Genomic DNA, 14,085 nt, shown 5'->3' on the forward strand with positions numbered 1-14,085 from the left:
CATCCAATACCATATTACAATGGAGCAAATCGCAAGAAGGCACCTTAGGGTGTCTTTTTTATAGAGAATCGGTTTAAAAACTACAAATAAAAGAACCTCAATAAATGAGGTTCAAAAAATCTACTATTTTAAATTACCTTCGTAAAAAGCAACTCCATTTTGAACATGTTTTAAGTACCACGTAATCGTCCCGCCACAAACATTTTCATTAAAACTATTAGCATATACTCCATTTGAGTAATAAAGAGTTCTTTTGAATTTACCATTAGAATACTCATAAGGAATTGAGCATGTGGCTTGCTCCGGAGAGCTCACAGCTTTTTGTGTATCAGCTGAAGCTGCACCAATTCCTCCTGTTAATGCAATACCTGTTGCTAACGCTCCTACTACTAATTTCTTGAACATAATAAATCCCCCTTTAATAGTTTTTATAGATTACAACTTAAATGTATCACTTTTATAATTTATGTAAATATCTTGAATATGTAGAAATATTTATTTAATTATTGGTAATATTGGAATTTCATTTTATCAAATGGAAAATAGAGGAATTGGAAAGGCATGTGAAAATACAGCTAGGTTTATATTAAATGAAAGTGGTTCAAGTCGGCGGAAGGCACCTTAGGGTGTCTTTTTTGTACATAAAAAAATCTCACCATCTTATAGAAACGATAAGCCCTTTAAAACAATAATTGCAACTATATTAATTTTACATTACATTAAGGTTAGAGAATGTTCTTATTTTAATAAAGTGCTAAATAGTAGGTGGAAAAATGGAATTTAACGATTTGGGTATTACCATTAAAGAACTTAGAATCAAAAAAAATATATCACAATCCGAATTATGTCATGGAATATGTTCACAAAGTCAAATTAGCAAGATTGAAAAAGGTATGATTTATCCATCTAGTATATTGTTATATCAATTATCAGAAAGACTTGGTATTGACCCAAATAATATATTTGCACTAACTCAAAACAAAAGATTAAAATATGTAGAAAATGTAAAATACGTAATAAAAGATTGCTTAAAGCAAAAACAATATAAAGAACTTTATGAAATAGTAAAAAAAGAGAAAAACTTAAATAATTTTCAAACAAAAGATGAGAAACAATTTCTAATGTGGCATGAAGCAATTGCTGTATTTATGGTGGATAAATCAATAAAAACTGCTTTAGATTTTTTAAATCATGCATTAAAACTGACTTTAACTAATTCTGATTTTTTATCAGAAAGAGAAATAGATATTATGCAAACAATGGCTATATTTTATGCAGAAAATAAAGAATATGAAAAAAGTATTAATATATTCAAAAGATGTTTAACTAATTTTAATAAATTAGATTTTCCTAGAGATAAAGAAATTAAATTAAAACTCATGTTAAATTTAGCAAAATGTTTCGACTTCACATATCAATATGAAGAGGCAATAAAGTACATTGATAAGGGTATCAAATTAGCAATTAATCTACATACTTTATACCTACTAGGTGAACTATTCTATTTAAAAGGTCAGTGTTTATTAAAAATGAAACAACATAATGTAGAAGATGTTATTTATAACTGGAAAAAAGCATTATTTATATTTGAACTAACAGAAAAAGAATATTATACAAAAGTGATACCAGATGAACTTATTGAATTACAAAATAAAAAACACTCATAATTTCATAAAAACTACTTACAAATCCTATAGAAAAAATCCTTATAGCTTTTAAACTTAGATCGATAATATTAAAATAATTTAAGCCGGCGGAAGGCACCTTTAGGTGTCTTTTTTTTATTTTTACAAGGACCTGCTCAATTAATTCTTAAAAACATAATAGGGAATATTGTTTTATTTATCTCATTTTCATTCATGCTATATATAAAATTCGTTAATAAACCCACCTCAAATACTAGTTCCTTTTATAAGCCGTTTTTTTGATGTAGATGAAATTATTCTCAATACAATAGAATGAATTATTGGAACATACTTAGCAATATATATCAAAAAAACATAAAAAAAAACCCTTCACCTTAAGGTAGAAGGGATCTTCAAATTTCCGTAAAGATAACCCAAAGCGTATGTGCACCTGCATCTGGATATCCTAAACTTCTTTCGCCAACTACCGCTCCTCTGCCGAACAATCTTTCACCGATAGATTGTATGCCGTGAAGTGCTACTTGTAACATTTCAATTCAGATATACGACAGTAAAGAATACATCATTACAGTGTCAGCAAGAAAAAGTGTATTCTGCATTTCTGAAAACAGTAGATGGCAGATTATGACCTACTGAATCTGCTAAGAAAGAATATACAAGAACATCCTTAACATCCTCTCTATTTCCACTAATGATGACATCAAGGAAATCTTCTACTTGAAATTCTGGAGTAAACAACACAATCTTAGTTGTTCTATTTGGTTCTAAAGAAACAAAAGTACGAGAGATTTCAACTAATTCATTTTGAGTTGGGAAAAAAGTGTTTCGACTTCTCTTAACAGTTACCGTTACATTACTAGTATGGCAACGTGAATCATTGTTTAACATAATGTTGAGAGCAGTTGGAATAATCCCATTTTCAGAGACTGGAACTCGAAACACTCCAGTAGATTTATGAGCCATATAATCACATCCTTTCAAAATAAAATATATTTACAATATATTAGATGCAAAAAACGTTCATTTTGATATGGACAAATTATATGATTAATATATCTATAATAACCCTCGGTATTACTAAGCCAATGTTTTAAAAGATTAACAAATATCGCGAGAACCAATCAAATGTATATTAAAAGTAAAAAGAATAAGTTGTCTAAAAGACCCCCTATTTTGAGCCAATAATGAGACATTATGTTAATCTTATATGTATAGCTGCACAAAATTGAGAAACTTAAGGAGACAGATAAATTTTATGAGAAAATTATCTATATTACTTACTTTCATTCTAGTATTAGTCAGTGTTACTGCTGCTTGCACACAAGATAAAACAGATAGTGCCGTTGAAAATGGTCCAATAGAAGAACCAACCGCAAAAAATGAAAATGAAGAATTAATAAATTTTGAAGAAAAAGAAGATATGAGCCGCTTGGAACAAGGTATTTTATTAGTTGGTGAGAGTGTTAAGGGAGGCTATTACTTGACCGCTGTTCAAAGTGCCTATTTAAATGCTAGCAACGATTCCGTCATTGTTAATGTCTCTGTAAAAAATGTACGAGGTCAAACGATTGGACTATCAGAATTAAAATATAACTTAAAAGATGAAAAAGATGGAAAGATTTATAAAGGAAAGGTGCTTGATCAAAACCCTTCTGATATACAAGTTAAACCAAATGAAACGGTAGAATTGAAAATAGCTTTTGAAGTACCACGTACCGCAGATGAATATATGTTTTATATTGAAAGCTCTTTAGACCCTCTACAAACATACTGGAAAATTGATAAGCTGCAATCACAAACAAACTAAGTCTAAAATAAGCAAAAAACAATGAAAAATTTAATATATATACAAATGAATACTATATAAACGTAAGACCATCGATTTAATGAATCGTTGGTCTTTTTCAAAAAATGCCCCATTAAAAACTAAGAGATAAAAAAGAACTAATCTCGAGAAGAGATTAGCTCAATATATCCAAAGCTATTATGGTACATAGTTTTATGAGCAAACGTTATATAATGTTGTATGGGATACATAACCTGTCATCCCTTTATATGTAACTTTTAACCACTGTTTAGAATTACTGTAATGACCTTGAACATATTCACCAGTTACCCATGTTCCAGTAATTTTCGTACCATCATTAAATGTATGTAAGACAGGTGAATCGACAGTATAACCACTGCGCATCTTTGCACCATATACACCTACCGTACCTCCCTTTGCACAAGCTGCTACTACATTTTGATTTTCAGTAGCATTCGTAGCCGCGAAAGCAGAGCCGTTAAATGTAAATAAAGTAAATATAAAAGCTGTTAGTACTGTACAAATAGATAAACGACGTAACAAAATAAATTCCCCCTTTTTTTATAATTTACTTCTTCACAAATGATTATCTTAAATATTCTAACTATTTTCAATATATTAATGTTGAGAAATATTAGTTGTATTTTTGAAATAAGATTTTATCAAAAATAGTAACAAACTCATATTTTACTGAGAAAGAACCGAAAGAAGTCTTCTACATATCAACTATATAAAAATCCCTCCACCTTAAGGCAGAGGGACTTTCTAATTCCTATTTCAAACTACCTGCAATCTCCGTAAAGATAACCCCAAGTGCATGTGCACCTGCATCTGGATATCCTAAGCTTCTTTCGCCAACTGTACCAGCGCGGCCCATGCGAGCTACGATTTCTTTCGTGTACTCTGCTCCTTTGACCGCTGCTTCTGCTCCTTTTTCAAAGGCAGTTTTTACGTCTACTTCGTTTGAGGCGCTATCTAACCAAGAATCTACACATGGAGCAAGTGCGTCAACAAGTGTTTTGTCACCAACTACTGCTCCTCTGCCGAATGATCTTTCACCGATCGATTGGATGCCTTGCAATGCTGCTTGTAACATTTCAGCGAATTCTTTCACTGTTAGCTCACGTTTTTCGCCCGCTGCTTTACTAGCTGCGCGAAATGCTCCGCCCCAAATTGGGCCTGAAGCTCCGCCGCAATGTTCCATAATAATCATGGAGCAACCGTCAAGGAATGATCCGATCGTTACATTCTCTTGTTCCACGATAGAATGCCACTCACGTTTTAATTGCTTAAATCCTTTTGCTACACTCATTCCGAAATCGCCGTCACCAGCATGCGTATCTAACTCACAAAACGGTACTTCATTTTTAATAATAATATCGCTCATTTTATCAACGAGATAAATCATGTTGTTTAATGTGATAACATTATTTTTTATCACAGCGTGTTCTTCCGCCGTTTCTAGTTCAAATGAAACTTCCTTCTCTTCTGTCTCTTCAAGTACATTTACGTACTCTACACTTTCAACTGGACCGTCTACTTTAAACGCTGGTGTATTACATTCTTTTGATAGTAATGTTTTTAGCTCTTCATCTAACTTCATTACCGTTAAAGACATACCAGCCATATCGATACTCGTCATATAGTTGCCGACGAATACTCTATTAATTTTAATGTTTCTAGCAGCTAATTCTCGCGTCACTGCATTGTTAAATAAGTAAAGTTCCTGCAGTGGTGTTCCGCCAAAACCGTTAACTAGAAGTGCGATTTCCTCGCCATCTTTTACTCCTAAATCTTTCATTAAATCATTTGTCATACGGTTAGCTAGTTCATCTGCTGACAGCATTTTTTCACGCTTAATTCCTGGTTCGCCGTGAATACCTACGCCGTATTCCATTTCATCTTCCGCAAGTGTGAAAGTAGGTGATCCGCTCGCTGGAACTGTACAAGACGTTAACGCTAAACCGATTGTGCGCACGTTAGCCGCTGCTTTTTCTGCTACAGCTTTCACCGCTCCTAAATTCATACCTGCTTCCGCTGCTGCGCCGGCAATTTTATGAACTAAAATAACGCCTGCAACGCCGCGGCGTCCTACTGTGTACAGACTATCTTCTACCGCAATATCATCGTCCACTTTTACGTAGTCGACTTCAATTCCATCTTCCGTCGCTAAATGCGCACCGTTTTTGAAATTCATAATATCGCCGCTATAATTTTTAATAATTAATAATGTACCTTTTTTACTAGCTGTTTCTTTAATCGCTTGGTATACCTGAATTTGTGAAGGTGACGCAAACACATCTCCGCACACTGCCGCATCTAACATTCCTTTTCCGACTAATCCTGCATGTGCCGGCTCATGACCACTACCGCCGCCACTAATTAACGTTACTTTGTTTTCGTTCATTTCTTTCTTCTTGATGACTTTATATTTTTTCAAAAGCTCAAGCTCTGGATGAGCCATAACCATTCCGTTACACATTTCCATTACTAATGTTTCTGGTTTGTTTATAATCTTTTTCATTGTAGTTCTCCCTCAATTCCTTTAATATATTGTGATATATTTGAAATCTTCTTCTTACTACTCATGTTAAAATGAAAGCGTTTTATAGTAAACGGACAAAATGGACAATCTGTCTAAAGACACCGCTCTCATTTATAGATAGGATTTTTATATTACTAACATTCTAGGGATGATTCAGATGACCTCTTCTATAATTTCTAAAAAGATAATCGCGAACTCATTGAAATATTTAATGGAAACAGAGTCGTTTCATAAAATATCAGTGAGCGATATTATGTTACACTGTCAAATGCGTAGGCAAACTTTTTATTATCATTTTAAAGATAAATTTGAACTACTAAGCTGGATTTATAGAGAAGAAACGAAAGAAAATATTATAGACTTTCTCGATTATGAAACATGGGAAAACATTTTCGATTTATTATTTGATTACTTTTATGAAAATCAAAAATTTTACCGAAATGCTTTTAAAGTCATTGAGCAAAACTCGTTTAATCACTATTTATTTGAGCATACGAAAAACTTATATATGAAGATTATTGATGAATTATCCGTGAGCTGTGGATTCAGCCTTTCTGATGAGACAAAAAATACGATTGCCTCTTTTTATAGTCACGGCTTCGTTGGAACGATAAAAGATTGGATTGAAAGTAAATGCGAAGTAAACCCGTCCATTATGTCTTCTCTCATGAAAAATATGATAAACAATCAATTACTACTATTACTTGAGCAATCAGCAAAGTAATTAAAGGGTGGCAAAAGCAATGAAAAAGATTATGAATGATGTACAAAATATCGTTCAAGATATGCTGCACGGCTTTTATTTTGAACATAACGACAAAGTAAATTACGACGAAACAAATAACATCATTTATGTAAAAAATATCGAAAAACTGGAGCAAGACGTCGCTATAATAAGCGGCGGTGGTAGCGGACATGAACCCGCTGATATTGGCTATGTAGGAAAAGGAATGCTTACAGCGGCAGTAAACGGAAGCATCTTCACTCCGCCTACAGTGGAACAAATTGTAGCGGCAACTCGCCTTATGCCAAAAGATAAAAGTATACTATTCATCATTAAAAACTTTAAAGATGACGTTGAGAACTTTCTTGCGGCTGAGCAGATCGCTAAAGAAGAAGGAAGAAAAATTGACCATATTATCGTAAATGACGACGTTTCAATTGAAGATGATGCTTCTTTTAATAAAAGAAGACGCGGCGTAGCTGGCACCGTTTTCGTTCAAAAAATACTTGGTGTGGCCGCTCTTGAAGGCCATTCTCTAGAAGAACTAACAACACTTGGCCGCTCTATCACTGAAAACTTACACACATTAGGAGTTGCCCTTTCCCCTGCCAACGATCCAGTAAAAGGAAAAGCTTCATTCACATTAAATGACGATGAAGTGTTTTATGGCGTCGGCATCCATGGCGAAAAAGGTTACCGTAAAGAAGCACTATCCTCTTCTGAAATATTAGCGATCGAACTAATGAACAAACTAAAAAGCATTTATCGCTGGAGAAAAGGAGACAACTTCGCTATCCTCATTAATGGACTCGGCGCAACTCCATTAATGGAACAATACATTTTCGCAAACGACATTCGCCGTTTGTGTGAACTTGAAGGATTGCAAGTGACATTCGTAAAGGTTGGTACACTGTTAACTTCTTTAGATATGAAGGGTGTTTCGCTTAGTTTGCTTAAGGTAGAAGATTTGGATTGGGTGAAGTGGTTGAAGGCGGATGTTAGAGTGGGTAATTGGTAAGTAAAAATTATGATGATAAAAGCCTTTAACTATAACAAGTTAAAGGCTTTTTGCAAATTGAAATATCGCTCGAGCGTTCAAAAGAAATTCGTAATTACCTCACTGGATGATGACAGGTCTTCCAAATAAAGCTGGATGATAAATTAACATCGCCCCTACAAATGAACACACTAAACAAAAAATAGCCTCGTATTTTATAACTAGAGAAGAGTTTGTATCCAGCTTTTTTTCCTCTCTTTTATATATCATTTTAAATAATGCTTTATATAATAAATACCCAATAATCGCCCCGAGGGTGTTCGTAAATAAATCATCAATATCTGTAATTCTATTATTTAGTAATTGATTTAACTCAATAGCCAATGAAAAAAAGAATCCCGCGCATACCGTGTTTTTCATTTTTCTAAACTGAGGCCAAATAGTCGGTAATAAAAAACCTAATGGCATAAACAGTACAATATTTAAAAGATACGTCGTACTACCTGCCGTATCAAATAGAGTCAAGTTGATTTGATTTACACGAATCCACGTTTCATATCTACTTATATCCCATACAGTCGCGATTTGCGTCACCTTATACACTAGCGAAAGATAGAACAGAAAAACATACACCCACAAAAAATGCAGAATAGATATAGTTCTTTTCGCTTTAAAATAAAATCCAATTTGAAACACAACACAAAACATAATAGTAAAAAAATAAGTATACAAATAACTCATCAAAACTCCTGTATGCATGTGGAATCCCCTAACTTTACATTTTCATCTATTATTTAGAACATAGTTTAAGAATCGGTACTTTGTTCATATATTTAATCTTCTACTTTGTCTTCGAATATAGGGAATATATTAAAAATAAAAAATCCCCACTTCTTCATTTTCAGTCTCCTCCTTGATGTAACTTGTTTATAGGATAGGAAAAACTTTTAAAATAAAAAGTGGGGTAAATATAAAATTTTTCTTAAATTTTATGTTAGTTTTTATTATTACTCTAATTACTAATCCGCTATTCGTTGTTAGGCAACAGTATGCTTAAACTTAGTTTTCACTTTACTCCTTCTCATCCCTCATACTGTAATACCCCAAATTAATAATAACCAAGAAATACCCACTCATAATTCCAGCAGCAAATGTCCACATGAATTCATGGTGTTCAATTTCATACATAATAATTGCGCCGAGAATTGCGGCTGCGAACCGGTTCATCATTCCGAGCATCGGTGCTTTTTCTTTTTTTACAATGCTATCTCCGAACTTTTCAATACGTCTTCCTAAAATCCAGGCGCAGTACATACTTACTAAAAGGCCAATGCTTATCCCTACAAACTGGGCTGAAAAAGGTGTCACAAGCCATCCCAATAACATTACGCCTAGCAAACAATACATTTGTATGTTGAACGATCTTAATGCCATACGAATCATGTTATTCTCCTTTATCTTTCTCATTGTAATTCCGTATCATCAATCCAATCTTCCAGGCTTCAAGCTTTCAGCTATATCTTTTTTAAAATGAGGGAATTTGATTTTACTCACCATTAAATACGCGAGTACACATGTACCAAACGCCACGGAAACTGGATTCTTTAAAAAACATAAAATGAGGAGACACATTGCCGCGAATGGAATGGGCATGCCGATAAAGGTTGGGAGTTTGCTTTGCTGCGTGTTAAATCTCGCAAGCCGAAGCATTCCGCAAATACTATAAGCAAGCGCACATATCATCCCGATAGACTGCAAATCTTTTAACGCGACACTATATGCAAGAATAGACGGTGCCACACCAAAAGTAACTAAATCCGCAAATGAGTCCAACTCTCCACCAATTTCCGAAACAGAATCAAGTTTCCGAGCGACCATACCATCTAAAAAGTCAAACAACATACCCGTAATAATAAAAACTGCTCCCAAATAAATATCGTGAACGAAAACAGCGTAAATAGCTAAAAGTCCACATACAAAATTTGCTATCGTAATCATATTTGGTATGTAACTCATAACACGCTTCCCCTCCTTTCTACTAATTGCTTCATCTACGTTCTTACTCATTACAATTAAGATCCTTCTGTTTTTCTTCCAATATCACTTTATTTATTTTCGTTAACGTCTCGGTCATTTGCTCAAGGGCATTTATATCGATTTTAGAAAAATATTTCTCAATTAATACATCATCTAACTCAGACAACCGCTCTATATACTTACTACCGTTTGGACCAAGTGTAAGAAAATACTCCCGTTTATTATTAGGGTTTACTTGTTTTGAAATCATCTTCTGTTTCTCCAATTTAGATAAAACTTGGCTAACGGCACTTTTGGATACATTAAAGGTAGTCGCAATGTGATTTGCTGTCGTGTTTTCATTTAAATTAATATGAAATAGCATGCTCTCTTGCTGTCCTGTAAGACCGAACTCATCTTTTAACTCCTGGAATAGTAAAATGTAGAATTCATTATAAGCTCGGTTCATTTCATTAATTACTTCTTTATACGTTCTAGTCATAGCGTTATTCCTCCATGCTTTTATTTCGTTTCGTTTAATAGTTAAGTTTACTTAACTTATCTATAGTATACCGTTATGTTCGTGTAAAGGGAAATATAACGCTACACTTTACTCACAATGATGCAAAAAAGAAGACACTCTTCTAAAACAAGTTAAGTCCCTTCTTCCTCACTGCTTCCTTCATCCAAATACCCAATTAATCATTCTGAATAATCAAAAAGAAAATCAATTAAATTCCATATAGACCCATTACTGGTTAAAATGTTATAATGGAATTACCCTACATAGTTACTCATAGCCAGACTGAGGAACTAGCGTCTTATTAAGTAATGCGCATAACTAAAATAAAAAAGACACTTTACGGTGTCTTTTTTATTTATATTCCTAGGAATTATCTCTTTTATAAACAGACTCTATCAAACAGTAAAGGAGACTAACAGATGGAACATCCTGTTGCAAGAGAATTACGTTTTATACGGGTATGTCTTATCATTTTGATTATTGTCATTGCATTCTGGGATCGTGAGAAAACTGTGGAAATTACTGATCACGGTAGCGATCCTATTTTAAACACCAGCAATATGATCCAAGTTGGTGAGAATACATTTGCATACAAAGATGAATCGAATCAAATTAAAATATTTAAGTTTAATCCAGATACAAATGAAATAAAATTAATAAAAGAGTTTTATGCTAACGAATATTAATTACATGAATTAAATAATTCAAATCTGTAGAAGACACTTTAAAGTGTCTTTTCTTTATGAACTACAAAGTATGAGGCCCCAAGCCATTAGCTGCAATTACGACTAAGGCTTTTACTATATAAAAAATAAAACATAGTAAGAATAGAATACTCACTTAAATTATTTTTCACTTCACAAACTACATCCAAAAAGTTGGATAACTTCTTTTACTACTCATATTATTAATGAATAAAGCAATAACTACAATAACAACGGAGCCAATTAAAACTGGTGTTACTAAATAACTCCAACTATTTGCCCCTAAAATTACGATAATCGGATCGGCGCCTGCCGGAGGGTGCGTCGTTCTCGTTAACATCATAACAGCTATTGCCATCCCCACCGCTAAAGCAATTGTCCAATATTCATTCCCAAACAAATGATATATTGATAGACCAATGAAAGTTGAAATCAAATGTCCTCCAATAATATTACGCGGCTGAGATAATGGCGCATTCCAAACTCCAAACGCTAATACACAACTCGCACCAAATGGAGCCATTAATAATTCTGTAGAGGTTATGCTCGTTAAATATGTTAAGGTAAGAATTGTTAAAAATCCCCCTAGTAGTCCCGTTAAAGAGTCCTTTATATTTACTTGTAATGGACTTCTTCCTTTCCCTTTCATTTTTGTAAAATATCGTACACTTATTGGTTGAGGGTCTTTCTGCTTAGTTGCTGTTATATTATCCATCGTTCTCCTCCTTTATTTACCAACCATTATAACTCGGAAATAACTAACCTGTAAATATTAATTTTAGGGGTTAGTTAGAGAATACAAAAAAAAGAATCAACTATTATAAGTTGATTCTCTAAACTTCCTCAAATTTTCGATCCTGAAATTTTGCTACCTTTTTCCGGTTCCCACATATTTTCATAGAACACCATTTTCGTTTCCCACTCTTATCTATAAATAATAAAACACATTCAGGATTTGAACACCTTTTAAGGAAAATCAGCTTATTTTCTGCTATTAAGGTTAAAGCATCAAATGCAATTAACGATGCGATTACATCCTCGATTTCTCCAACCGGGATAGATACTAGCTGTTGTTCAATGATTTTATATGTAAATGGTGCCTTCTCAATTTGTTTTTCTAAATACGTAATAAAATCATTAGAAATTTTTTGCTGATCAGCAATTGCCTCAAACTGTTTTCTCAGTACTTCTCTTATTTCTAATATACTAGATGTAACTTGATTCATTCGCTTCTGAATTCCTATAAGTGTTTTTTCATTCCAAAAAGGAAGATTAACCTTTATTACATGTAACCATTCTAATACATCTTCATCTGTTATTAATAAATCATAACGTTGTCCACGCCTAACTAGCTCTGTATTTACTAAATCTAATGAGAGATTTCCAGATATAAGCGGGAATTGTTTTTTGTCCTGCATGTACTCATCACCTTCTCTTTAAATAATCATATTCCAAATTAATACAGCAGTGCAACTTTTTTATAAACTAAAAAGTATGAAGATCAAAGCCTTTAGCCATAATTACGACTAAAGGCTTTTTGTATGTAAGTAAATGAAAAAGGAGCTAATTTTATGGAACATAATAAAAATGGAATACTTGCTTTAATTGTTTTATTTGTAGGACTAGCATTTTTTGTCAGTGGAATGGTTTATCATTTATGGGGCTCATTTTAATTTCAAATTTTAGACAGATAAATAATTCGAATCAGAGAAATGCTCATTTTTCCCTTTTCCTTCCAAAATTAATATAATAAGATATAAAATGTAATACATATACAACTATATATAGCACTCATTAAAAGTGCTTCTATTTTGGAAGGAAGAAACAAACGATGAACAAAAAGTTATTAACATCATTATTATGTAGCACATTCTTGTTTGGAGTATCAGCTTGCGGTTCACATGATACATCTGCGAAAAACGAGCAAAAGACTTCTAAAAAAACAGAGAATGACAAACTTAGCAACAAGGATTCGCAAAAAGAACTTCCTACCAATGTAGATTCCTCTGATGTATACATGTCAATGGGATCTGCCGAGTCATTAGATGTTCTAGGGACTGGAGAAGTTAAAGCACAAGGTGTCTTTAAAGTATTAGACATCGCCGTTTATAATCGTAAAGAAGAACCCATTACACTAGATATTAACAACTTTAAATTAATTGATGGATTTGGAAGAGAATATCACATTTCCAATGAATATCAGTCAATACTTAAAGCTGCAAATATCTCCACATTCAAATTTAATATTGTTAATCCTAATGAAAGTTCGGAAGGAAACATTGTATTTGATGTACCGAAAAACACGCAAGGATTAACTTTAAAAATTAATAATGATAAGTTAGATAAAGAACTCCAATTAAAAGTGGAATAGGCCAATAAATACGTCTCCCTTAACATTCTCTACTGACATAAAAAAGTACAGTCTTTTCTACAGCAGACTGTACTTTTTTTATCATTTCACATAACATTCCCTAATTTTTTTGACTAGCTGCTCTCCAATCACGAAAAGATGTTGGGCGTCCAGAAAAAGCTCTTTGCTTTGTAACAGATGGTTTTTCTTCAGGAGTCATTGTTTTTTCTTTAAGAGTCGCTGGTTTTTCTTTAAGCGTCACTGATTTTTCTTCAAGAATAGTCACAGTTGTTTGCATTTTCTCTAACTGTTCTTTCAACAATTGTTGTTCAATCTTTAAATCCGTAAGTAAACGTAAAATCATCTCAGAATTAGCCATAAGATCCTCCTTCCCCCAATACACAGAATAAAATACAATATGTAGAAGACAAAATTCCGGTGACAAAAATAAGATCGTCAACTCTTTTTAACTTCCAAAATCCTTTTATTTTTTTAAGGACCTGCTCCATTCACCCTTAAAAACATAAATTAAATTAAATCCATTAATAAATGGTCTTTATGGAAGGAGGAGTTAATATGGGCTATGGAGGTAGTTGTGGTGGAGGCTGTGGTTTCGGCGGCGGATTTGCCTTACTTGTTGTGCTCTTCATCTTATTAATCATCGTTGGCGCTAGCTGTTGGGGCGGCGGATTCGGCTGCTAAGGAGAGGCACTCTTGAGAGTGTCTTTTTTTTGATATGTGACTCATATACATATTGCTCATAATTTCCGTTC

19 protein-coding genes are annotated in these 14,085 nt (G+C 33.3%); 7 read left to right on the forward strand and 12 right to left on the reverse strand.

All coding sequences use genetic code 11. The annotated features are described in order from the left end of the window. Window positions 1-123: 123 nt before the first annotated feature. Window positions 124-405, reverse strand: a complete 282-nt coding sequence (locus HMAS_RS19210) for an LCI fold-containing protein (protein ID WP_116344959.1) — start codon at window positions 403-405, stop codon at window positions 124-126. Window positions 406-773: 368 nt separating this feature from the next. Here HMAS_RS19210 and HMAS_RS19215 point away from each other — a divergent pair, with 368 nt between their 5' ends. Beyond that, window positions 774-1,667: a helix-turn-helix domain-containing protein gene (locus HMAS_RS19215; RefSeq protein ID WP_000395469.1), complete on the forward strand. Its 894-nt coding sequence runs from the start codon at window positions 774-776 to the stop codon at window positions 1,665-1,667. Window positions 1,668-2,038: 371 nt separating this feature from the next. Here the strand turns inward: HMAS_RS19215 and HMAS_RS19225 are convergent, their stop codons facing one another. Together HMAS_RS19225 and HMAS_RS19230 are read right to left on the reverse strand one after the other, a co-directional pair. Then, window positions 2,039-2,176: a DAK2 domain-containing protein gene (locus HMAS_RS19225; protein WP_000942237.1), complete on the reverse strand. Its 138-nt coding sequence runs from the start codon at window positions 2,174-2,176 to the stop codon at window positions 2,039-2,041. 43 nt (window positions 2,177-2,219) lie between these two features. Beyond that, a complete protein-coding gene (locus HMAS_RS19230) occupies window positions 2,220-2,609 on the reverse strand; it encodes a hypothetical protein (protein ID WP_000940665.1) in 390 nt (129 codons plus the stop codon). A 292-nt stretch (window positions 2,610-2,901) separates the two neighbouring features. Between HMAS_RS19230 and HMAS_RS19235 the strand changes: the two genes are divergently transcribed. After that, entirely contained in the window at window positions 2,902-3,453 is a 552-nt protein-coding gene (locus HMAS_RS19235; RefSeq protein WP_001228901.1) for a DUF4352 domain-containing protein, read from the forward strand. Window positions 3,454-3,645: 192 nt separating this feature from the next. Here the strand turns inward: HMAS_RS19235 and HMAS_RS19240 are convergent, their stop codons facing one another. Together HMAS_RS19240 and dhaK are read right to left on the reverse strand one after the other, a co-directional pair. Then, entirely contained in the window at window positions 3,646-3,996 is a 351-nt protein-coding gene (locus HMAS_RS19240) for an SH3 domain-containing protein (protein ID WP_000946193.1), read from the reverse strand. Between the two features lie 229 nt (window positions 3,997-4,225). After that, on the reverse strand, window positions 4,226-5,977 hold the full coding sequence (dhaK, locus tag HMAS_RS19245) for a dihydroxyacetone kinase subunit DhaK (RefSeq protein WP_000720761.1): 1,752 nt from the start codon (window positions 5,975-5,977) through the stop codon (window positions 4,226-4,228). Window positions 5,978-6,155: 178 nt separating this feature from the next. On the opposite strand from dhaK, the gene dhaS reads away from it, so the two are divergent. Together dhaS and dhaQ are read left to right on the forward strand one after the other, a co-directional pair. Beyond that, window positions 6,156-6,722, forward strand: coding sequence for a dihydroxyacetone kinase transcriptional activator DhaS (gene dhaS, locus HMAS_RS19255; protein WP_000204221.1), 567 nt, complete (start codon window positions 6,156-6,158; stop codon window positions 6,720-6,722). Window positions 6,723-6,741: 19 nt separating this feature from the next. Further along, window positions 6,742-7,740: a DhaKLM operon coactivator DhaQ gene (gene dhaQ / locus HMAS_RS19260; protein ID WP_016122032.1), complete on the forward strand. Its 999-nt coding sequence runs from the start codon at window positions 6,742-6,744 to the stop codon at window positions 7,738-7,740. A gap of 99 nt (window positions 7,741-7,839) precedes the next feature. Here the strand turns inward: dhaQ and HMAS_RS19265 are convergent, their stop codons facing one another. The 4 genes from HMAS_RS19265 to HMAS_RS19285 all read right to left on the reverse strand — a co-directional run bounded on the left by HMAS_RS19265 (window position 7,840) and on the right by HMAS_RS19285 (window position 10,237). Further along, window positions 7,840-8,478, reverse strand: coding sequence for a VanZ family protein (locus HMAS_RS19265; RefSeq protein ID WP_025710322.1), 639 nt, complete (start codon window positions 8,476-8,478; stop codon window positions 7,840-7,842). A 312-nt stretch (window positions 8,479-8,790) separates the two neighbouring features. Next, window positions 8,791-9,162, reverse strand: coding sequence for an ATP synthase subunit I (locus HMAS_RS19275; protein WP_006917967.1), 372 nt, complete (start codon window positions 9,160-9,162; stop codon window positions 8,791-8,793). 39 nt (window positions 9,163-9,201) lie between these two features. Further along, window positions 9,202-9,786 carry a CDP-diacylglycerol--serine O-phosphatidyltransferase gene (gene pssA, locus HMAS_RS19280; protein ID WP_116344960.1) on the reverse strand — a complete coding sequence of 195 codons (585 nt, stop codon included), beginning with the start codon at window positions 9,784-9,786 and terminating at the stop codon, window positions 9,202-9,204. After that, window positions 9,779-10,237 carry a MarR family winged helix-turn-helix transcriptional regulator gene (locus HMAS_RS19285; RefSeq protein WP_000198944.1) on the reverse strand — a complete coding sequence of 153 codons (459 nt, stop codon included), beginning with the start codon at window positions 10,235-10,237 and terminating at the stop codon, window positions 9,779-9,781. The genes pssA and HMAS_RS19285 overlap by 8 nt, the downstream gene beginning before the upstream one ends. A 440-nt stretch (window positions 10,238-10,677) precedes the next feature. Here HMAS_RS19285 and HMAS_RS19290 point away from each other — a divergent pair, with 440 nt between their 5' ends. Next, the gene (locus HMAS_RS19290; protein WP_046392418.1) at window positions 10,678-10,944 is read left to right on the forward strand and encodes a YmzC family protein; all 267 of its coding nucleotides are present in this window, start codon (window positions 10,678-10,680) and stop codon (window positions 10,942-10,944) included. 178 nt (window positions 10,945-11,122) lie between these two features. Here the strand turns inward: HMAS_RS19290 and HMAS_RS19295 are convergent, their stop codons facing one another. Continuing rightward, a complete protein-coding gene (locus HMAS_RS19295) occupies window positions 11,123-11,677 on the reverse strand; it encodes an HPP family protein (protein ID WP_000368840.1) in 555 nt (184 codons plus the stop codon). Between the two features lie 118 nt (window positions 11,678-11,795). Next, window positions 11,796-12,380: a CGNR zinc finger domain-containing protein gene (locus tag HMAS_RS19300; protein ID WP_098955350.1), complete on the reverse strand. Its 585-nt coding sequence runs from the start codon at window positions 12,378-12,380 to the stop codon at window positions 11,796-11,798. 413 nt (window positions 12,381-12,793) lie between these two features. Between HMAS_RS19300 and HMAS_RS19305 the strand changes: the two genes are divergently transcribed. Then, window positions 12,794-13,333, forward strand: a complete 540-nt coding sequence (locus HMAS_RS19305) for a DUF4352 domain-containing protein (protein WP_046392417.1) — start codon at window positions 12,794-12,796, stop codon at window positions 13,331-13,333. 100 nt (window positions 13,334-13,433) lie between these two features. Here the strand turns inward: HMAS_RS19305 and HMAS_RS19310 are convergent, their stop codons facing one another. Next, a complete protein-coding gene (locus HMAS_RS19310) occupies window positions 13,434-13,691 on the reverse strand; it encodes a hypothetical protein (RefSeq protein ID WP_000013699.1) in 258 nt (85 codons plus the stop codon). Window positions 13,692-13,888: 197 nt separating this feature from the next. Between HMAS_RS19310 and HMAS_RS19315 the strand changes: the two genes are divergently transcribed. Beyond that, window positions 13,889-14,014, forward strand: a complete 126-nt coding sequence (locus HMAS_RS19315) for a YjcZ family sporulation protein (RefSeq protein WP_000540377.1) — start codon at window positions 13,889-13,891, stop codon at window positions 14,012-14,014. Window positions 14,015-14,085 lie beyond the last annotated feature (71 nt).

This window comes from Bacillus sp. HMA207, from assembly GCF_003402455.1.
GTDB lineage: Bacteria > Bacillota > Bacilli > Bacillales > Bacillaceae_G > Bacillus_A > Bacillus_A cereus.